The following is a 19906-nucleotide window of genomic DNA, read 5'->3' on the forward strand; positions in this document are numbered from 1 at the left end:
TTTAGTTTAATTTGCTCAGCTTGTAGAATTTTCTTCCTTTAATCAGCATTTTCATTCTTTGTCTTTTTAAGGATAAATTTACACCTGCTTCATTGCTTTCCCGGACCTGAGTTTTATAAGCCTTCAGAATATCTCTGTAAGTAAGGACACCAATAATTTTGTGTGCATGATCTATGACTGGTATCAGCTCTTCTTCCTGTTCAGACATTAATTCTACGGCTTTAGAAAGGCTGTCGTTGCTCTTAACCACATGAAATGATTGTTTTAACACCTCAGAGACAATTGTATTTTCATCTATTCTATCATTGTACAGGTCTGTAATGGCTACGGTTCCTAAAAAATCACCCCGATCATCCACCACTATAAAATGGTTGTCTGTTAAAAGGTTGTTGTTTAAAAGGGCCTTGATCTCCTTCACAAGTGTGAGTGGGCTAAGCACTACAGATTCGTTTGAGATGACCTGTGCCACGGATAGTTTTCTCAGCACATCGGGTGCATAAGAATCAGGAGTATAGATCCCTCTTCTGGCAATTTTTTCTGTCATAATTGTATTTTCCATGAAAAAGAAAGAAACGAGATATGAAGCCGTACAGGCACCCAGCAGAGGCAATAATGCTGCGGGTTCCATCGTCGCTTCCAGCGCAAAAGCAATACTGGTGAGGTAGGCACGGGAGGCACCTGCAAACATTGCCGACATACCGACAAGAGCTGCCATAGGCAGACTTAAACCGGCTGAAGGAAAAAACAGCATCAAAATAGAACCGATAATTGCTCCGCAGGCACCACCAATGGTGAGTAAAGGGGCAAGGGTTCCACCAGAGGTGCCACTGCCCAGTGCTATCGCCCAGGACAGGAATTTAAAGAAAGACAAGCTCAGCAATAAAGCGAAAGTAACATTACCGGAAAGCACATTGATAATGTTGTCATAACCCACACCAAGAGTATTGGGTTCATAAAAACCAATCAGACCAACGGCAAGCCCGCCTATAGCCGGCCACCAGATCCAATGGATAGGCAGCTTTTCAAAAAGATCCTCAATGGCATAAACGGCTTTGGTCAGGCCAAGTGATAAGAAGCCGGTCACAATACCTATACAGCTATACATTCCCAGGGCGATATTGCCAGGAATACTGAGGTGTGGCATCGGAAATACCGGTCCCGATTCAAATAAAAAATGATGTCCGGCGGCACCTGTGATGCAAGCCAGTGCAACCGGAAGAATGGCCTTTGGTGAAAATTCAAAAAGTAAAAGCTCAATTGCCAGGAAAACTGCTGCTATGGGTGTCCCGAATATGGCAGACATACCGGCAGTTGCCCCAGCGGCAAGGATCACCTTTCTTTCATTGGAAGTGATTTTGAACAGTTGCCCTAAAGTGGATCCTAAAGCACCTCCGGTAGCAATAATAGGTCCTTCAGCACCAAAAGGTCCTCCGGTTCCGATGGCAATTGCTGAAGATATCGGTTTTAAGAAAGTGATGATTGGTTTAATTTTGCTGTCGTTGACCAGGATCTGCTCCATGGCCTCAGGGATTCCATGCCCACGGATGGCTTTAGATCCATAAAGTGCCATGATGCCAACCAACAGGCCTCCAATTACAGGAATTAAAATGACCCATATGCCCAGATGATTGGCGGCAGGGCTATGAAAACCGATGTCTACTGAACCATAGAAGGCCAGGTTAGTCACCAGGTTGATTAAATAAATCAGGAGTTTTGCAATAATACTAATGAGTATGGCGACGAAAATTGAAAAAACAGAGATCTGTATCAATCGTTTTTTCTCAGAAAAGTTTTGCTTTTTATCCTGCTCCTGAAAGGGCGGAAACTCCAGTAAAGGGGAAACAGGAATGCCACTTTTATAGTTTGTTCTCTTCATTTTTATGGATATCAACTGACATTTCGGACCAGAAATGTCAATAATGGGAGCAAAGCTATAAAATATAATTCAAAAATACATCTATTTATATTGTTAAATACATAGTAAATATCTAGTAATTGTTATTTTATTCTTATTAAATATTGTTTATGCAATATTTTTACAGTTTGATCTATTGGAGTTAAGTGGCTTTATTAAAGAGATTAATTACATTTGCGGATATTCATTGTATTTGTTAGAATTAGCCTGTTCATGAAAGAAACCAAAAATGATTGTGACCTGAATGTTTGTTTTTTGTGCCATAATTGTCTTCCCGAATGGGTTCCGGCAATTGCTGTCCACAGGAAAAATTTTGAATTTAAAAAAGGAGAACAAATATTTAAAGAAGGGGATGCGGTAAATGGAATGTACTTTATTTCTAAGGGAACAGTAAAGGTTCATAAACGCTGGGATAAGGAAAAAGACCTGATCATCCGTTTTGGGAAGCCAGGAGACATGTTGGGCCATCTGGGATTAGGGAAAGATCCTATTTTCCCGGTCACTGCTACTGCACTGGAACCAGTGGTGATCTGTTATGTAGACATGGCTTTTTTTGAAGCTTCTTTAAAGGTTAATCCGGGCTTTACCTATAAGCTGATGCGTTTCTTTGCCGATGAATTGCAGGAGTCGGAAAAGAGAATGAGAAACCTTGCTCATATGTCTGTTAAAGCAAGGATTGCACAGGCATTTCTGTCGCTGATGTACAAATTTGGAGCGGACAAAAACGGAATGATTGGCCTTGAAATTACGCAACAGGATATTTCTTCCTACGCTGGTGTATCCTATGAGACCTTATTTAAGGTTAATCAGGAACTAAAAAGACTGGGGATTATTGAAATAAACGGTAAAGCAATTGCGATCAAACAAGAGGAGCAACTGATCCGGATTGTGAAAGAAGATAACCAACAATAATCAGGGATATAGGAGATACTTTGCCCTTATAGCTTTAAATTTCTGCAATCCAGGCTCCCAGCTTTTTCTGATGTCTGCTTCCGATACTCCTGCTATGATCTGTTTTCTCAATTGATCAGTACCTATACGCAGATCAAAAGCCGATATATCCTGGTTTGCTCTTCCTCCCGGACTAAAGAAATTGGCTTTATCCGGATAGGCCTTGTACAATTCAATTAACAATGATAGATTAATCTGGCGATTTTTCCGAAGCTCGCTGATATCAAAATTCCGTAGGTCAATGCCATAACAAACCGCGTCTTTGTGACGTGGACGCTCACTCATTCCGGGAATACTGACCGGTTTGTATGAAAATGAATACTTGTCTTTCAGAGCTGGTGCTCCCAATATCGTAAATGGCATATAAGTTCCCCGTCCTTCATTGATCGCCGTTCCTTCAAACATACATAAGCTCGGGAAAAGCATCACGGCTTGTTGTGTATTTAAATTCGGTGAGGGGTGTATTGGTAATACATAAGGCAGGTCATGATTGTAGTTGGCCACTTTTATAATATTTAGTTTGCATTTTTCTTTCAGGTAACCTTCACCGTTAAGGTATTGCGCAAATTCACCGATAGTCATGCCATGTGTCATGGGGGTATAATGGATCCCTATAGCAGATTTAAACCTATCATCCGTCATTACCGGCCCGTCTACTACATAAGCGTTGGGATTGGGTCTGTCAAGAATCAGCAGTTCTTTGTTGTTTTCTGCACAGGCTTCCATCACATACTCAAGTGTATTGATATTTGTATAATAGCGGCAGCCTACATCCTGAATATCAAAAACCATAAGGTCTATATCCTCCAGCTGTTTTTTTGTTGGTTTCTCGTTTTTACCATATAAAGAGATGATTGGAATGCCGGTTTTAGCATCTACCTCATTGCCCACCACAGCTCCATTACTGGCATTGCCTCTAAAGCCATGCTCTGGTCCAAACACCTTTACAATTTTGATCCCAAGGCTCACTAAACTATCTACGCTGCTTTTCTTACCAATAATGGAACTCTGATTTGCAACCAGACCAATTCGTTTTCCTTTTAGATAAGGCAAATACTTTTCAGTCTGGTCGGCACCTGTAATAATTCCCTGTTTATTGGTTGCCCTTTGTTGGGCTGAAGACGTAATTTGTGCAGTACATTCAATGTTGCTGATCGCCAGAAGCGTAAAAAAAAGTATAGAAATAAATCTTATCATTTTAGAAGGGTTATAATTTCCTGATTATCACTGCCGATATGCGGAATGTCTCCAGGCCACAAAGGCTAAAATAGTGAATTTGGTTTAATAGTTTAACTGTTTCTTCTGGCTTCAGCAATTACAGCTAAAAGACAACTTTAGTTGCGGCAGTGATTGCTCTTGTTTTAGGATGTTGAAGCAGGCCAATCACTTCCCAGCCATTGGGGTTGAAATCTTCAGAAACTGAAATGTTTACCTCGCCTTTTTCAGCTTTCTCCAGATTAAATGAATAAAGTTGCCGCACGATCTGTGCATGGGCCAATGTCCGTCCTTCATTTTCACCACGTTTTACCTTTGTGATGGCCTCTTTCTGTACAACTGCGATTACCAGTTCAGCGTTGTCGCTATTTCCGTTAAGCTGATAATTCAAGGCCATTTTGCCCGACTGTATTTTTCCATGAAGGCTTAACGTAGCTTCAGGTGTACCTTTTAAGGCGCTGTTGATCGCATAATCTGTTGCGGATTCATTGGAGCCTACAAATTCCGTTTTGCCATTTACAACCAGCTGTGGCGTGTAGACCTGGGCACCTAGTTTACTTGCATATTGGTACTGGCGTTTGGAATAATCGGAATTACTGAAAGCATCCTTCCAGCCCAAACGGTCCCAGTAATCGACATGATAAGTCAGCACATACACTGGTCTGTTGCCGGCTTCTTTCTGGATTTTAGCCAACAGCTCGTCGGCAGGGGGGCAGCTTGAGCAGCCTTCGGAGGTGAACAGTTCGAGAACGGCAAAGCCATCACCTTTAATGTTGCGTTCTGTGGATGATTTTGAAGCGATACTTCTGCTGGCGAGGACAGCGCTGAACAGCAGGAGCACAACCAGTGCAGCTACTATTGAAATTTGTGTTGTTTTCATAACTTTTGATTTTTTTATTTGATTCAAAAGTATTGCTCAATGGGGTGCAAACTAAGCTCCAAATGGCTGAACCGGACATTTCGAACCTTCAGTTGGACTACAATATGGATGGAAATCCCTTACCGGTTTTCCATCCAGGAAAGAAAATGGGCTGACTTCTCTTTATTGATGAGCAATTTATCAGGAGTCTCTATCAACAGCTTAACATAGAGCTTGCGCAAAAAGTAATGTTCCACTTCTTTGATCGCTTTGAAGTTAACCAGGTACTGGCGGTTTACCCTAAAGAACTGTTGCTGTGAAACCATGTTGCCAATCTGATCCAGCGCCTGATTAAGTGTAAACTCCTGTCCGTCGAAGCACATGATGGACGTAGAGTCGTTGCGGATATAAAAAAAGGCAATCTGTTCAATTTGTACGGTAGTGTATTTTTGATGCTTGAACACCAGAAAGCTGGTCTTTTCCTTTGGTTGAACCATACTGACCAGCATTTCCGCTAAATCGGGAATACTCTTCTGCTGGAAAAAGTTCTTCAGCTCATCGACCTTTTTAAAAGAGCTCGCAATGTCTTCTCTGGAGAATGGTTTGAGTACATAATCTACACCGTTAGCCTTAAAGGCTTCGAGTGAATATTCATCGAAGGCGGTGCAGAACACCACGGGGCAGGTGATTTTTACAGATTTGAAGATCTCAAAACTGAGGCCATCGGCCAGTTGAATGTCCATAAAGATCAGATCGGGGTGTTTTCCTTCCGAAAGCGCTGAAACAGAAGCTTCTATGCTCTGGTATGGCCCGGTGATTCTGGCTTCTGGTTTGATGTCCCGGATGATATTTTCGAGAGATTTTGCTGTTCTTAGCTCATCCTCAATGATGATGATGTTCATAGATGATAGGGAGTTTGATTTGGAATATGTGATTGTCGTTCAGGATCTCTACCTTTTTGTCCAGTAAATGGCTGTACCTGAGTTCTATGTTTTTCAGGCCTACGCCGAGTGAACCCGCTTCGCCGGTTTTCAGCTGTATTGGGTTTTCGACCACAATCTTTTCTCCTTCCTGGTAAAGATTGATTTTCAGGGGCCTTTGCAGGGAAACAATGTTGTGTTTGAGGCAATTCTCCACCAGGAGCTGTAAAGTGAACGGTGGAATAAGTGTACCTAAAACCTCATCATCCAGCGTACTGCTAAAAATAAAGCCTTCATCAAACCTTGCCTTTTGTAAAAAGAGATAAGCATCCAGAATTTCCATTTCTTCCTTTAGATGGATCAGGTCCAGTTTGCGGCTTTCCAGTGTAAAGCGGTAGAAATTGGAAAGTTTCAGAATGAAGTCTACAGATTGCCGGTCCTCGGTTTCTACCATTGCTTTCAGGGTATTGAGGCTGTTGAATAGAAAATGAGGATTTACCTGTTGCTTTAGCAATTCATATTGGGCACCCAGGTTATCATTCCTGGTGCGCTCCAGTTCCATACTTACATGTTGGTTCTCGTAATTCTGCTGAAGCAGGTTCAGGAACATATAAAAGACAAGGTTGATCAGTATGCCCCGAACTTCTACCATGAGCATGACCGGTCCGAAATCAATATGGGAGAGGATGAGCTGTTGGATATAGGCAAGTCCTAACATAATGACCAATCCAACAAGTAAAGAGTTCAGGAGCTTTTTATAGGAGATACTTTGCTTGCGGGCTTTATCGCTTTTTCGTGATAGCATATAAATGTTGAAATACCACATCATCACTGCAAAAGCTGCAGTAAGACCTGCATTAACAATGGCTTCTAAAGCATTAAACTGATGGGAAGCCAGTTGTGGTACGGAAGACAATAATCCCAAAACGATTGAACTGGTCCATATAATGGTATGGGAGATTCTAAAGCCTGTTTTCTTCATCAATAAAGGGTAGTTTATTCCAATTTTTTTTATTAAAAATAATGGTGATCTAATGTATTGATAAATATTGTGATTGAAACAAAGAGAAGCCGGCGATGTGCAGCCTTCTCTTTGTTGTCGGCCAGAAAGATCATCAGATGCTGATACTGATTTCGACACCGATATTGCCATGTGTGGCTTTTGAATAGGGGCAGGTCTGATGAGCGGCTTCAACTACGGTTCTGGCCTGTTCAGCACTCAGTCCGGGAAGATGAACCTGTAATCTTGCCTGAAGTGAAAAACCGTCTTCTCCACTTGCCAGATCTACCTCTGCATTTACTGATGTTTCTGCAGGGAGTGGTATTTGTAACCTGGAAGCATTATGCTGCATTGCCCCGATAAAACAAGCGGACCATCCTGCTGCAAACAACTGCTCCGGATTGGTACCCTTACCTGTAGTCCCGGGACTGGAAAGGCTGATTTCCAATCGGCCGTCTGTGCTTTTTGCTGCACCTTCACGACCTCCGGTAACCCATACTTTTCCGGTGTATAAAACTTTACTGATTGCTGCAGTACCAACTGCAGTGATTACGGTTTGATTCTCCATTGTATTTAAGATTTATGATAATTGATTTGATTATTTTATCCAGTTTGAAACCTCAATGATGGCATCGGCAAATGCCTGAGGGGCTTCCTGCGGAAGGTTATGTCCGATACCTCCGCTAATGGTACGGTGGCTGTAACGACCTTTGAATTTTGAAGAGTAAGCCGAAGGTTCCGGATGTGGAGCGGCATTGGCATCACCTTCCATTGTAATTGTGGGAACTGTAATGAAAGGGGCAGTGGTCAGTTGTTTTTCCAGTGCATCGTATTGCGGTTCTCCATGGGCAAGGCCAAGTCGCCAGCGGTAGTTGTGAATGACTATCGCTACATGGTCGGGATGGTTGAGCGACACAGCCGAACGCTCAAATTCAGCGTCTTCAAATTGCCATTTGGGCGAAGCGGTCTGCCAGATGAGCTTTGCGAAATCATGACGGTTCGCTTCATAGCCGAGACGGCCACGCTCGGTAGCAAAATAAAACTGGTACCACCAGGCTTGTTCTGCATTAGGCGACAGTGGCATCTCGTTGGCCTTTTGACTACCGATGAGGTATCCGCTTACTGATACAAGTGCTTCACAACGCTCCGGCCATAATGCCGCCACGATCCCTGCCGTGCGGGCACCCCAGTCAAAACCCCCAATGATGGCTTTACCGATTTTCAACGCATCCATCAATGCAATGACATCCAGCGCTAAGGCCGACTGCTGGGCATTTCGGGGGGTGTCAGAAGAAAGGAACATGGTACTGCCATGGCCGCGCAGGTGTGGTATGATCACTCTAAAGCCTTTTGTTGCCAGTATTGCTGCAGATTTGGCAAAACTATGAATATCATATGGCCAGCCATGAAGAAGAATAACGGTACGGCCATTCTGAGGCCCGAGTTCTGCATATCCCACATCCAGCAACCCTGCCTTCACCTGTTTGGTGTGCTCAAAAGCGGCGGGAATCTGATGTCCGACCTTGGTCAGTGGAAATTGACTTTCTTTAGTTGCTGCTTTTAAAATGCCGGCATTGCCAAGCCCTGCAGCTGCAATCGTGATGGACGCAATGCTCAAAAAGCGACGGCGACCTAAGTTTGGGTGATGTTCCATAGTATTTCCTTTTAGTATCGTTGAGTTTACACAGATATTATCATCATCTGACAAGACAAAATTATACTTCAGGATACACGACAGGAATCAATATCGGGTTGAAGCAGACAGCTTCAGCTTTCAACCGGACATATCCGGTGCTAAACAATCAAAGGCTTTTGATCAGCTCCCTGTGGGCCTTACCCCATTTGATCATTTCAAGGATAATATCCCCAAATGAACGACAATAATCGGTAGGTGAGTAGGCGATCATTGAGGGGATATCCGGATCCACTGTTCTTTTGATCAGCTGATTGGCTTCCATATCTTTTAATTCACGGGAAAGCATTCTGGTGGTAATACCGGGGATGCTGCGTTCAATTTCCCTGAACCTGGTGTTGCCATTACAAAGAGAGTTAATGATGGGTAACTTCCATTTTCCCCCGAGTACATAGATCGTATCCTGCAGGGCTTGTACCTCTTCCTGCTGGTTGCGCGGATCAGAAAGTACTTCCCTGATCATTTTGAGTCGTTTTTTATCTTCCATTTGGTATCATCGGTTATACTGGTTACAAAGTTATACCAATTCGCTTATAGCTTTGCAAACAGAAAAAAATAAATCTATAATGGAAACTCTAAAAAACAAAGTGGCTGTGGTTACCGGGGGTAACAGTGGCATCGGTTATGCAACAGCGATAGAATTGAAGGCACAGGGAGCGAAGGTGATCATTACCGGAAGACGTAGAACCGCTATTGAAGCAGCAGCAGAGGAACTTGGGGTTACCGGTCTTGTAGCAGATCAGGCAAGTCTGACAGACATTGAGCAATTGGTGGCTACGGTAAAGGAAAAATTTGGAAAGGTGGACATTCTGTTCATCAACGCCGGAGTGTTGGGAGGTGCGGGGATAGAGGAAGCAACCGAAGAAACCTTCGATCAGGTAATCGGGGTCAATTTCAAAGGTGCTTATTTTACGCTCAGTCGTTTTATTCCCATCCTGAAAGATGGTGCTTCAGTCGTGTTTTTGTCTTCAAATACGGCCAGCATGAGCGCCGCAAACTCCTCCATTTATTCTTCTACAAAAGCAGCGCTGAACTCAGTGATGAAGATTGCTGCGGTGGAACTGGCACCACGCCGGATCAGGGTAAATGCAATAAGTCCAGGTCCGATAGAAACAGAAATCCTGAAAAAGCAAGGATTTACGGAAGCGGAGCTTAGCGGCCTGAAGGACTGGATCATCGGAAGGGTTCCTTTACAACAAATGGGGAAAGCTGCTGACGTTGGAAAAATGGTGGTTCACCTGTCTGCAGAAGGTGCTTCTTTTATCACAGGTGCAGAATTTCTGATGGATGGGGGAATGAGCCTTTAACAGGCTCTTCCTCCATCATCAGGCTTTTTCTTTTTTCTGAGGGCCATACTGATCATTCCGCAACTTTGCGGATCCCGCTCGAACCTGGAAATTGCAATGGAAAATGCAGAGGTAAAAAACATCAGGATGGCCAGCAATTGTCTTCTGATTACAGTTTGTAGATTTTTCATCTTCTTAATTTTTATACCAGCACTTTTTTGTGCCTGATATAAAATTAGTTGCAACAGCTGGCAGGTTCAATGTTTTTAAGGCTGGACCGGACAAATCCGACCTTCAAACGTTTTCAGGAAAGCAGGCACATATTTTGATCGGAAATTCTATTCATCCATGAATGGCATAAAAATGAAAAACGAGGCCTCTGCAAACCTGAATTGTGTTTACAATACCATTAGCCTTATCGAAAAAAACTACGATCAGGTGATTTCAATTGAAGAGCTGGAGGAGGTCTCTCATTATTCCTACAGAAATATTCAGCGGATATTTAAATACACCTGCGGAGAGACGGTGGGTGCTTATCAGAAACGGCTGAGGGTAGAAAATGCCTATAAGATGATGCTGTATACCAGCGACAATATTTCTTCTATTGCCCTGAAAGTAGGTTTTGCCAACCTGGCTTCATTTTCGAAAGCTTTTAAACAACACTTTGGCATCGCCCCTAAAGAAGCTAAATTCCAGAAGAATCCTTTACTGGCTAAATCAGAAATTTTCCCGGTAGAAGCAGCAGAATTAATTAAACCTGAAATGGTCTACCTGCCACCGGTAACGGTTTATTATGGGACAGCATTTATCAATTATATAGACGAAGCAGTGGAAGCCTTATGGGGTGAATTTATGAAAAACGAATTTCCGGAACGTGGAAATGAGTTTTATGGCATTATTGCCGATGAACCTTTAATCCGTGAAAACCTCAACTGCAGATACGATACCTGTTCTTCGATGCAGGCAAGAAACACCCGTCTGCCTTCGAAAATAATAGGGGGAGGGAAATATGCGCAGTTTACGCATCTTGGAGGATACGAAACCATTGAAGATACTTATACAAAGATTTATTCAGGTTGGATTTTAGGGGCCGGATTAGAATTCGGGCCTTCTCCGGTGATCGAAAAATACATCAAACACCCTGGTAATACTACCTCAGTAGAGGAACAACTTACCTATATATTGCTGCCATTGAATTGACCTGAATTGTCTGATCCTGAAAAGACTTTACCCGGAAAAACAGATTGTCAATTTTGGACAACAATCCGGCTTCTGATCCCGGTAGTTTTGCAGTATCAAAATTAGACAATATCAATCATGAACAAAATGGCAATCACATTAATGATTTTAACAACCCTATTTTTATCCTGTGCCAAAGAAGGTGCAGAGAATGGTACAGATATCGGACCTGGTACTCCCACTGATTCTACCATATTGTACACCATGCCTGAGGAATCTGCTCCCCATGAGGGTACCTGGCTTCAATGGCCACACGAATATCAATATGGTAAAACCTACCGTAATCGCCTGGATGAAACCTGGGTGGCGATGACCAAAGCACTGGTACAGGGAGAAAAGGTGCACCTCGTAGTCTACGATCAAACCGAAAAGACAAGGGTAACTGAGCTGTTGAGCAGTTTCCAGGTTCCTATGGCAAATGTGGATTTTGTAATCAGCCCAACAGATGATGTATGGGTACGCGACAATGGCCCTATCTATGTTAAGGATAAAAACGGGAAACTTTTGATCCAGGATTGGGGATTTAATGGCTGGGGTAGAAAAGCAGGCTTTGAAAGTTGTGATCAGATACCTTCGAAAATAGCGCTGGATAAGAATACGCAGAGAATGGACCTTAATAAAGTGATGATCAATGAAGGAGGAAGCGTTGAAATTGACGGAAACGGAGTTTTAATGGCCTGCAAAAGCTCAATATTAAACGGAAATAGAAATCCTGGGATGACACAGGAGCAGGCGGAAGCCATATTTACAAAATACCTGGGTGTTACTAAATTCATCTGGCTGGAGGGAAAAGCTGGTCTGGATATCACAGATATGCATATTGATGGTTTTGCAAGATTTGCGAATAATTCGACCATTGTTACTATGTCCGGAGATGACCTTGCCTATTGGCAGGTACCTGATAAGGACATCACTACGCTGTATAATGCAACAAATAAAAATGCTGCTGCCTATAAATTTGTAGAGGTTCCTTTGACCAAAAATGAAGTGGTAACGAAGTACGGTAAAAATGTAGGGAAGGGGTCTTATGTTAACTATTATATTGGAAATAATGTGGTACTTGTTCCTAACTATAACGATCCGAATGATGCTGTTGCCAATAACATCATTCAAAAGCTGTATCCTGGGAGAAAGGTGATCGGTATTGATTGCCGTAACTTATTCGCTAATGGTGGTATGGTTCACTGTGTCACACAACAGCAACCGAAGTAATCATTGACCTTAATCATATTTATACCAATAGCCTGTTTCCGGAAAACAACTGGAAACAGGCTGTTTTTTTGGAGAATCCTTCGGGTTTTTAGTAAACCCTACCCAACTAATTATCTCTTAATACATGGGCTGTACCAGAAATTGAGCGGGTGGCATTAAATCCCTGTCCCATACCGGTCATTACCATTTCGTTATAGGTTCCGTTGAAAAGAATATCTATAAACTGACCTGTTGCTCCAACTTTTAATAAGCTATAGGTGATGGCAAAATTAGAATAAGTAGGGGCACCACTGATTCCAGCCGGACTTAAGCCCGTACCGGATATCTGGAAACCGGATGGTGTGGTATAGGTACCTGGAGCAACATTGTTACCAATAATAGATAGTGGGTTTAATGTCCCTCCGGAAATATTAAGGGCATTACCTGAAATACTCGCAGTAATATTTGAAGTGATCTGAATAGGAGCAGCACCGTCTATGGTATAGATGATGGATTCAGGTGTCGCTATGCAGGTATTTAGAATTCCAATGTTTACGACTGGTGTATTTAAGCCGGCAGAGGTAGTACCGGAATTTTGATGGCTATCCAGGTCTTCTCCTCTGATGGTAAAGGAATTTGAAGAGGCACAGGTGATGATGTTAAGGCTAAAATTGCCATTGGTAACCATAGCGATATAGGTTTTAAAATCGTAGCTTAATGCAACATAACCGTTTGTTACATTGCTGTTGTCGCATTTTTTTAATGTGCCGTTGATCGTCCTGATCTGCGTCGCTGATGAGCCGGGTGTAACTACCACATCTGGCAAGGTGGTATCTGTGGTAAAGGGACCAATACTCTGTGTGCTCAACAAAGTAGCGCAGCTGCTTGTGGCATAGGTTTTTAAGACTAAAGCAGTATTTCGGGGTACAAGACCACTCACTTCGCCATTGCTATTCGTGTTTGCAGGATAAGAATCAGACAGTGTCGTTCTGATATTTGGCAATGGATTGCCGGCGGCATCTGTTATTTTGAATTTCAACAATACACTCTGTAATGGAAGATCTACATTCCACCAGGAGAAATGTTTTACACTTCCTGTATACTTATTCCCGGATCTTGTAGCCACACCTTCTTCTTTCCAGTAGCCCAGACTTTCATCGAAATGCCAAAGTGGGATAGTGGCTGGTGCAGTGGTTTGTTGGGTGGCTGTAATGGGAAATTCTACCTGTGCAGTAGTTGACAATTGCAATTTTTCACCAGCGCTTCCTCTGAGTTCCACATTCACCATTCCAAAGGTTTCCAGTAATTTAGGATCTCCATTACTGGCCTGAGCAAATAACATTCCAGGCATTTTATCTCCAATATTTGCATCTGCGGGATCAAGATGATTTACCATCACATTTACAATACCAGAATAGGCACTGCCTGTTTCTGTTTTAAAACTGCCATCAAAGGTTACTTTTGTACCATTTGACAAACTAACGTTACTTGTTGTCCCTGTATTTACGGTAGAGGTTACGCTGCCAGGCAAAAGCATAATTTTGATATGGTTTGTTCCTGCCGTTGGTACCGCTGCCCTGGAACCATTCAGATAGCCTGTTTTGGTTGCGGTGATATAGGCGAACTTTTCATAAACACTCACATTTTTCAGAACAAAAATGCCATTTGCATCCGTTTGCGTGCTGGAGCTGCCGATTTTGATGGTTACTCCTGAAAGGCCGTTTTGAGCTACATCGACAATCTGGCCTGTAAAGTTTTTGTTTGTAAGGTTGCCAAAATGCTGAGCGAAATTTTCAGAGCCCGGGCCCGGGCCTTCACCGGGGCCGGGTTCCCCGGATTTTTTACAATTTGTGAAGGATAAAATGAATAAAGTAATGACGAATAATGGTATAAATTTTTTCATGGTTTTAAATGTTAAGGGTCAAAGGATGTTTTGTTTCTTATATATCAGTCATCTTCCGAAATTGTTACCCCTGGCAGCGAAGGAATCTATAATAAAATAAGATGCCGAATGGGCTAATCAAAAACTTTTAGGATATTAGAAACTGATACTTAACATGTGTTGTATAAATTATGAAGAAAGGTAAATGTTGTGATTTTGAAACCTGCCTGATGTGCAGAATGGTACTTAAGGAATGGAAATCTGCAATAGACCATTACCGCAGGAATTTCACCGCAAAGAAGGGAGAGCAAATCATTAAGGAGGGAGATCCGGTAACGGGGGTGTACTTTGTTCAGAATGGAAATGTTAAAGTGCATAAACACTGGGGCGATAAGGAATTGATTGTCCGTTTTGCCAATAATGGTAAAATCTTTGGCCATCGTGGTCTTGGGACCAAAAGTTCTGTATATCCAATTTCGGCAACTGCTCTTGAAGAAACCTCCCTCTGCTTTATCGATCTGGAATTTTTTATAGCTACTTTAAAAGTAAATCATGATTTTGCCTTTAACCTAATGCTGTTCTATGCAGATGAGCTGCAGGAGTCAGAAAAGAAGATGCGAAATCTTGCACTAATGTCTGTTAAAAGCAGGCTTGCGGTGGCCTTACTGCAATTGAAAGACCAGTTTGGTCTTAATGAAGCGGGTCAATTGAACCTTGAATTGAGTAAACAGGATCTCGCCGCATTTACGGGAGCAACCTATGAAACCGTATTCCGTATGACCACCGAATTGGTAAAGGAAAAACTGATCTCCTTGTCGGGCAAACAGATCAGTATTGTTAGTGAAGAAAAATTAAGATCCCTTACCTACGAATCCCGCTTTCATTAAAATTTATAACCTATGCCTATCCCAGGATTCCATTTGCCATCTTTAGTGCTGGTTTTTGTGTTATAATACATGGGAACCTGTATGGCCAGATGTTTATAAATTGCAGTGATGCCTGCACCCAGGTTGGGGGTCAGTATGGAGTTTTTCGGCGCAGCGGCAGCGACCTGATCTTTCTTAATGCGTAAGCTGGGCAAGAGTCCTAACAATACCGAAAATGGTTTCTTAGAAAACTTGATGGCGGGGCCGACGCAATTGATATATGCCCCATGGTCTACATAACCTGCAACAATTATCCCTTCAAAAAGGGTAGCTTTGGTTTGTACGGAATTGCCATTACTTTGTGACCAGGCGCTGAAGGTCATTAGGTTAAGAATAAAGAGCAGACACGCTGATTTTTTGTGAAGATTTATCATACGGGGAGTTTAATGGTGGTTGTATTGTGGTTATTAAAAGATTCGGGCTTGTGAATGGGAACTGTTTTATAATTGCCCTTTTTAATGATTTTATGGAGAGAAAAGACAGTTAAACTACCTTGTTCCAGACTTTGCTGTAGTTTTTTTAAGGAGATAGAGGAATAAATGGCACATAAGGGCTCAATAAAATCTTTAAGCACATAGACGTAATAGTCAAAGCCCGGGGCTGCTAAGGTGCTATCCAGCAGAAATTTTAATGTTTCTGAATCCATTTCAGTCATGTCGCAGGCCAGGAGCAGAAGGTCGTCTTCAGGGTGCTTAAGGTGTGTGCTTAGTAACCCTTGTAATGGTCCTTTTGCATTGGTCTGATCTATGATCAGTTGTTCTGAAGAAAAGAAATCACGGTAAGTTTGTAGTTGAGCAGGGTTAATGGAAATTGAAACCGGAATGTTTAATTTTTCAAATTTGCTGCTTGCAAGTGTTACCCAATTGCCAGACGCATGCCAAAGCAAACCTTTATCGCTTCCCATCCGCTTACTTTCGCCACCACATAATACGACCGCCCTGATCATAAGACTTCAAATTCATATACATGCTTATTGACATCTCCGGTTTCCTTATGGCAATTGCAGTTTCCTCCCCATTCTTTGCTGCCATCTTCAAGATATTCGCATTTCCAGATCGGAACTTCATGTTTTATCCTGTCGATGACATAACGATTGCTGGCATAAGCCTCGCCACGGTGAACAGATGCAGTAATCACCACTACTGCCGATTCGGTGATTTTTACTTTTCCAATTCTGTGCTGGGCCAGCGCAATACTCAGATTCCAACGCGTTCTTGCAGATTGTAGAATTTCGTCAATCATTTTTGTGGCCATGCTGGTATGGGCTTCATACTCCAGATATTTTACCTGCTTTCCAGAATTGTGGTTTCTAACTTCGCCGCTAAATAAAACGACAGCACCAGCTGTCGGGCAATGTGATTGTTGGAGCAGCGCAACCAGATCGAGTTCTTTTTTGGTAATAACATCCATAATTATCCTCCGCTGCTGGGTGGAATCACAACAATATGCTCATCCCCGGTTAATGGATACTGATCTGTGACAAATTCATCCTGCACAGCAAAGCGGCATCGGTTCAATACCATTGCAGCATTCGGGTTTTCAAGCGACAGATATCTCCTTAAATCAGCAATATTGGAAATGTTGGCGCTCAGCTCAAACTCCTTTTTGAAAAAGTCTTTTAACACGGCAAATACCTGTATTCTCATTTTTTATCCTCCTATGTGAAGCATACTTAGTTTGCTTCCTGTAAATTTTATGGTTTGTTTTTGTTTTAGTGCTTCTTTTAAGCTCAGGTCCAGCAAAGCCGGATCTGAAATGTCCCTGATAGAGATGGGTTGGTTGCTGCTCAGGCAGCCGTAAATGTTTCCATACGCATCCAGTCGCAAGCGATCACAATCTGTACAGAAAGGCTGACTTTCGTTGGCAATGATGCCGAAAATATGACCAGCCTCGGTTTGCCAGTAATTGGCTGTAGCGCTTTTTGTTCTTTGAACAGGGGTAAAGCGGTGCCTTGTGCTGATCAGCTTTAAGATCTCAGCTTGCGAAAAGAAATAGTCATCTGCCTTGCCATGCAGATGCCCCATCGCCATGATTTCTAAAAACCGGATGATGAGCTGCTGATCAGCGGCATATTTCAATAATGGGATCACCTGATTCTCGTTCAGACCCTTCATGATCACCGAATTTATTTTTACGGTAATGCCGGCATGCAACGCGGCATCAATTCCCTTGAGTGTTTGCTCGAGTCCATGTCTTCTGGCCATCATAAAAAATGTCAGGGGGTCTGTTGCATCAAGTGAAACGTTGATGGCGGTTAATCCGGCAGCTTTTAAGGCTGAAGCCTGTTTCTGGAGCAGGAGTCCGTTTGTGGTCAGGTTCAGGTCTGTGATGCCCAATTTCCGAACCCCTTCAATCAAGGCCGGAAGTTCTTTATACAGCAATGGCTCACCTCCTGTAAAACGAATGCTTCCGAGGTTGAGGCGTTCATGTAGCCGAATGATAAGGTCTGTTAATTCTTTTGTTTTCAGGTTATTTCCCTTATTGACGGCGTTGTTTTTTTGATCATCATCATTGCTGTAACTGCAATAAGTGCAGGCCAGATTGCAAGTGTTGATCAGGCTGATTCTTAGCGTTTTAAATGTTCGTCCGAAATGGTCTTTAATCTCTTCCATCACATGAAAAATAAAAGTTTAACAGATGCAATGGTGAGTACGGCACTCAGGAGGCAACGTACGGTTAGGTGCTGAAACTGACTGCTGCCAAAATAAGCACCGGTGATCCCGCCGGTTGCCGCCATAATAAACCAGGTAATGGCAGAAGGGCCCATAACCAGGACTGCTGAGCTCCCCAGTAAGCCGCTCAGGGAGTTTAGTACAATAAATAAGGCAGATGCAGCAGCAGCCTCTTTTACATTTGCCCAGCCGAGCAGAATGAGCACCGGACTTAAGAATATGCCACCACCAATGTTCAGCATTCCCGAAAGGCCACCGATTAATGCGCCGATTAGCAGGGCAGGTCCGGGTTTAACCGTTTTGAGCTCTTCCTTTTCTTTAGGTTTAATGCCAAGGAGCTTAATGATGGGTAACAGGAGTGCCAATCCTAATAAATAATGGTAAATGTTCCCTTCAAGGGAGTATTTTGAACCTATAAATGCTGCAGGTATGGAAGTGAATAGGAATAACCTGCACAATTTCCATTTGAAATATCCTGCTTTCCAGAATTGGTAAAATCCCATGCCTGCAACCAGGATATTCAGAATGAGGATAAGGGGCTTATAGGTATTAACCGGGATAGCAAACAAGGAAAGGACAGCAATGTAGCCACTGGCGCCACCATGGCCAACTGAAGCATACAGAAAACCTACAAGGTATAATGCGAATGCGATGCTGAGGTCTAGTTCCATAACTTAGAGTGTATTTAGGGTTTCTTTAATAATTGAGTTGAATTCGCCGGGCCCTGACTCACAAAGCGGGCAGCAGTAATTTTCAGGAAGGGCAGAAAATGGGGTTCCCGCAGGGATACTAAGACTTTCTTCGCCCCAGGCTTCATCATAAATACTGAGGCAGTGTCTGCATTGATACACATAGGTTAATTCAGGTTCAGCCTGACTGCTGGTTTCATAATAATGATCTTCCTGTTTTCCTGCAACAAGTGTTTGCTGCTGATAGTAGGCTTCACAAAGTTCAGTCAGGCCAGGGAGCAATGCTGCTCTGCTAATGCCGGTCGCGTAACTGAGGTAATGCTTGGAGTTGGGGTTGAAGTTCAAAGTGTGAAGCAGGTCAAAACGGTCATCACCTGCTTCGGGAGTTTGTTTTCTGATGATTACAGACCCAAAAAGTCCGCTTTTCGGATTGATTTTAATGGCAAAACAAAGCTTGAAGGTTCGCAGGTCAGCAGCATTGAAACCTTTGATTAACTCGTGTTTCAGCTTTATTCCTTCCTCACACAGGTCTTCCGTTTGCCAGTTCAGTTCGTTGGAAGCATGACGCACATTGATCCGGTTTTTATCCAGTGCGGTATTCCATAATTTCCGGTCGGCCGGTGCTACTCCTTTGATGATAATGGATTTCCAGGGCGTAGTGTAGAGCTGTGCGATCCGTGTTCTGCTGCATATATCGCAAAGGTCCTTAAGGAAAACAAGAGGGAACAATTCGTTCCTGCGATAAATACCCAGCCAGTACTTTTCATTATATTTATTAAACCCTTCGTAATATGGTAGCTGGAAGTCCGGAAGCTTAAGTGGGGTAGAGGCCGGCTGAGATACAAAGCTGCTCGTTGCCTTAACCATTGTTTCGAGCTGTTGCCCTTCAATTTCCGGTTGGTCAAAATATAAGTCCCTCCGGGTTAATATGATGCTTTCAATTGCTTCAGTCAATGCCGGAATGTCTTCTGAATAGACAAGAGAGGACCAGTAATAGATGATATTGGTTTTGGGAAAACGAATATATAGGTGCCAGTAGCTACCAATGTCTGAGGAAATGAAATTTAAATTTCCACTAAAAAAAGGAATCAGCGTCTGGCTGTCATCGATCAGGTTTATTTTAAGGCCGGGGCTGTAATTGAAATTATCCAGAATGTCTTTGTAGACGCCTTCTCTCAACCAGTTTGAATTGTTAAACAGGTCTTCAGCTACGTATGAGCTGACAATGTTCGGATGTCTGTCTGCATCTGTTTCAAAATCAGTATCCGATATAAGAAATCCATGTTCAATATCTTCCAGCTGAGCAGATGTGGCTGTAAAATAAAGCTGCTGCCGGGTTCCGAAGCGGATATTTTCTATACCTGCTTTTTCCAGTATGTCGAGCATCACAGAAAGATCACCTACAGATATGATCCCTCCGGGGAGGTTAACTTTGATCTGATGATTTTTAATTTCGCTGTTTTCCATA

22 protein-coding genes are annotated in these 19906 nt (G+C 42.8%); 5 read left to right on the forward strand and 17 right to left on the reverse strand.

The window, feature by feature from the left end; all coding sequences use genetic code 11:
* Position 1: 1 nt before the first annotated feature.
* Positions 2-1876, reverse strand: coding sequence for a chloride channel protein (locus tag BUC20_RS01910; RefSeq protein ID WP_073226706.1), 1875 nt, complete (start codon positions 1874-1876; stop codon positions 2-4).
* A gap of 252 nt (positions 1877-2128) precedes the next feature.
* Here BUC20_RS01910 and BUC20_RS01915 point away from each other — a divergent pair, with 252 nt between their 5' ends.
* Positions 2129-2827: a Crp/Fnr family transcriptional regulator gene (locus BUC20_RS01915; protein ID WP_073226709.1), complete on the forward strand. Its 699-nt coding sequence runs from the start codon at positions 2129-2131 to the stop codon at positions 2825-2827.
* On the opposite strand, the gene BUC20_RS01920 is transcribed toward BUC20_RS01915, so the two are convergent.
* From BUC20_RS01920 to BUC20_RS01950, 7 genes are all read right to left on the reverse strand, one after another.
* Complete coding sequence (locus BUC20_RS01920; RefSeq protein WP_073226712.1) at positions 2828-4063, reverse strand: exo-beta-N-acetylmuramidase NamZ family protein; 1236 nt, start codon at positions 4061-4063, stop codon at positions 2828-2830.
* 124 nt (positions 4064-4187) lie between these two features.
* Positions 4188-4961: a DUF1223 domain-containing protein gene (locus BUC20_RS01925; protein WP_073226715.1), complete on the reverse strand. Its 774-nt coding sequence runs from the start codon at positions 4959-4961 to the stop codon at positions 4188-4190.
* A 119-nt stretch (positions 4962-5080) separates the two neighbouring features.
* On the reverse strand, positions 5081-5842 hold the full coding sequence (locus BUC20_RS01930) for a LytR/AlgR family response regulator transcription factor (RefSeq protein ID WP_073226717.1): 762 nt from the start codon (positions 5840-5842) through the stop codon (positions 5081-5083).
* Positions 5823-6842 (reverse strand): sensor histidine kinase, encoded by a 1020-nt coding sequence (locus BUC20_RS01935; RefSeq protein ID WP_073226720.1) that lies wholly within the window; start codon positions 6840-6842, stop codon positions 5823-5825. Before BUC20_RS01935 ends, BUC20_RS01930 begins: the two co-directional genes overlap by 20 nt.
* A gap of 133 nt (positions 6843-6975) precedes the next feature.
* Entirely contained in the window at positions 6976-7428 is a 453-nt protein-coding gene (locus BUC20_RS01940; RefSeq protein WP_073226723.1) for an organic hydroperoxide resistance protein, read from the reverse strand.
* Between the two features lie 30 nt (positions 7429-7458).
* Positions 7459-8514: an alpha/beta hydrolase gene (locus BUC20_RS01945; protein ID WP_073229368.1), complete on the reverse strand. Its 1056-nt coding sequence runs from the start codon at positions 8512-8514 to the stop codon at positions 7459-7461.
* Between the two features lie 148 nt (positions 8515-8662).
* Entirely contained in the window at positions 8663-9040 is a 378-nt protein-coding gene (locus BUC20_RS01950; RefSeq protein ID WP_073226726.1) for a winged helix-turn-helix transcriptional regulator, read from the reverse strand.
* Between the two features lie 79 nt (positions 9041-9119).
* Here BUC20_RS01950 and BUC20_RS01955 point away from each other — a divergent pair, with 79 nt between their 5' ends.
* Entirely contained in the window at positions 9120-9860 is a 741-nt protein-coding gene (locus tag BUC20_RS01955; protein WP_073226729.1) for an SDR family oxidoreductase, read from the forward strand.
* Here the strand turns inward: BUC20_RS01955 and BUC20_RS33855 are convergent.
* Positions 9857-10030, reverse strand: a complete 174-nt coding sequence (locus BUC20_RS33855; RefSeq protein WP_159441036.1) for a hypothetical protein — start codon at positions 10028-10030, stop codon at positions 9857-9859. The two genes, BUC20_RS01955 and BUC20_RS33855, sit on opposite strands and share 4 nt — an antisense overlap.
* Before the next feature lie 172 nt (positions 10031-10202).
* On the opposite strand from BUC20_RS33855, the gene BUC20_RS01960 reads away from it, so the two are divergent.
* Complete coding sequence (locus BUC20_RS01960; protein WP_073229371.1) at positions 10203-11039, forward strand: AraC family transcriptional regulator; 837 nt, start codon at positions 10203-10205, stop codon at positions 11037-11039.
* Between the two features lie 126 nt (positions 11040-11165).
* Entirely contained in the window at positions 11166-12290 is a 1125-nt protein-coding gene (locus tag BUC20_RS01965; RefSeq protein WP_234994426.1) for an agmatine deiminase family protein, read from the forward strand.
* Between the two features lie 106 nt (positions 12291-12396).
* On the opposite strand, the gene BUC20_RS01970 is transcribed toward BUC20_RS01965, so the two are convergent.
* Entirely contained in the window at positions 12397-14172 is a 1776-nt protein-coding gene (locus BUC20_RS01970; protein ID WP_073226734.1) for a hypothetical protein, read from the reverse strand.
* Positions 14173-14342: 170 nt separating this feature from the next.
* Between BUC20_RS01970 and BUC20_RS01975 the strand changes: the two genes are divergently transcribed.
* Positions 14343-15038, forward strand: coding sequence for a Crp/Fnr family transcriptional regulator (locus BUC20_RS01975; RefSeq protein ID WP_073226737.1), 696 nt, complete (start codon positions 14343-14345; stop codon positions 15036-15038).
* Here the strand turns inward: BUC20_RS01975 and BUC20_RS01980 are convergent.
* From BUC20_RS01980 to BUC20_RS02010, 7 genes are read right to left on the reverse strand one after another with little or no spacing between them, the layout of a single operon-like run.
* Complete coding sequence (locus BUC20_RS01980; protein WP_073226740.1) at positions 15035-15451, reverse strand: hypothetical protein; 417 nt, start codon at positions 15449-15451, stop codon at positions 15035-15037. The two genes, BUC20_RS01975 and BUC20_RS01980, sit on opposite strands and share 4 nt — an antisense overlap.
* On the reverse strand, positions 15448-16023 hold the full coding sequence (locus tag BUC20_RS01985) for a molybdenum cofactor guanylyltransferase (RefSeq protein WP_073226743.1): 576 nt from the start codon (positions 16021-16023) through the stop codon (positions 15448-15450). The genes BUC20_RS01980 and BUC20_RS01985 overlap by 4 nt, the downstream gene beginning before the upstream one ends.
* Positions 16020-16487: a molybdenum cofactor biosynthesis protein MoaE gene (locus tag BUC20_RS01990; RefSeq protein WP_073226746.1), complete on the reverse strand. Its 468-nt coding sequence runs from the start codon at positions 16485-16487 to the stop codon at positions 16020-16022. Before BUC20_RS01990 ends, BUC20_RS01985 begins: the two co-directional genes overlap by 4 nt.
* A gap of 2 nt (positions 16488-16489) precedes the next feature.
* Positions 16490-16723 (reverse strand): MoaD/ThiS family protein, encoded by a 234-nt coding sequence (locus BUC20_RS01995; protein ID WP_073226749.1) that lies wholly within the window; start codon positions 16721-16723, stop codon positions 16490-16492.
* Between the two features lie 3 nt (positions 16724-16726).
* Positions 16727-17689, reverse strand: coding sequence for a GTP 3',8-cyclase MoaA (locus tag BUC20_RS02000; RefSeq protein ID WP_073226752.1), 963 nt, complete (start codon positions 17687-17689; stop codon positions 16727-16729).
* Positions 17689-18420, reverse strand: a complete 732-nt coding sequence (locus tag BUC20_RS02005) for a sulfite exporter TauE/SafE family protein (protein WP_073226754.1) — start codon at positions 18418-18420, stop codon at positions 17689-17691. The genes BUC20_RS02000 and BUC20_RS02005 overlap by 1 nt, the downstream gene beginning before the upstream one ends.
* Positions 18421-18423: 3 nt before the next feature.
* Complete coding sequence (locus tag BUC20_RS02010; protein ID WP_084528452.1) at positions 18424-19905, reverse strand: rubredoxin domain-containing protein; 1482 nt, start codon at positions 19903-19905, stop codon at positions 18424-18426.
* Position 19906: the final 1 nt, after the last annotated feature.

It is taken from the genome of Pedobacter caeni (genome assembly GCF_900129215.1).
In the GTDB taxonomy this organism is placed as follows: Bacteria; Bacteroidota; Bacteroidia; order Sphingobacteriales; family Sphingobacteriaceae; genus Pedobacter; species Pedobacter caeni.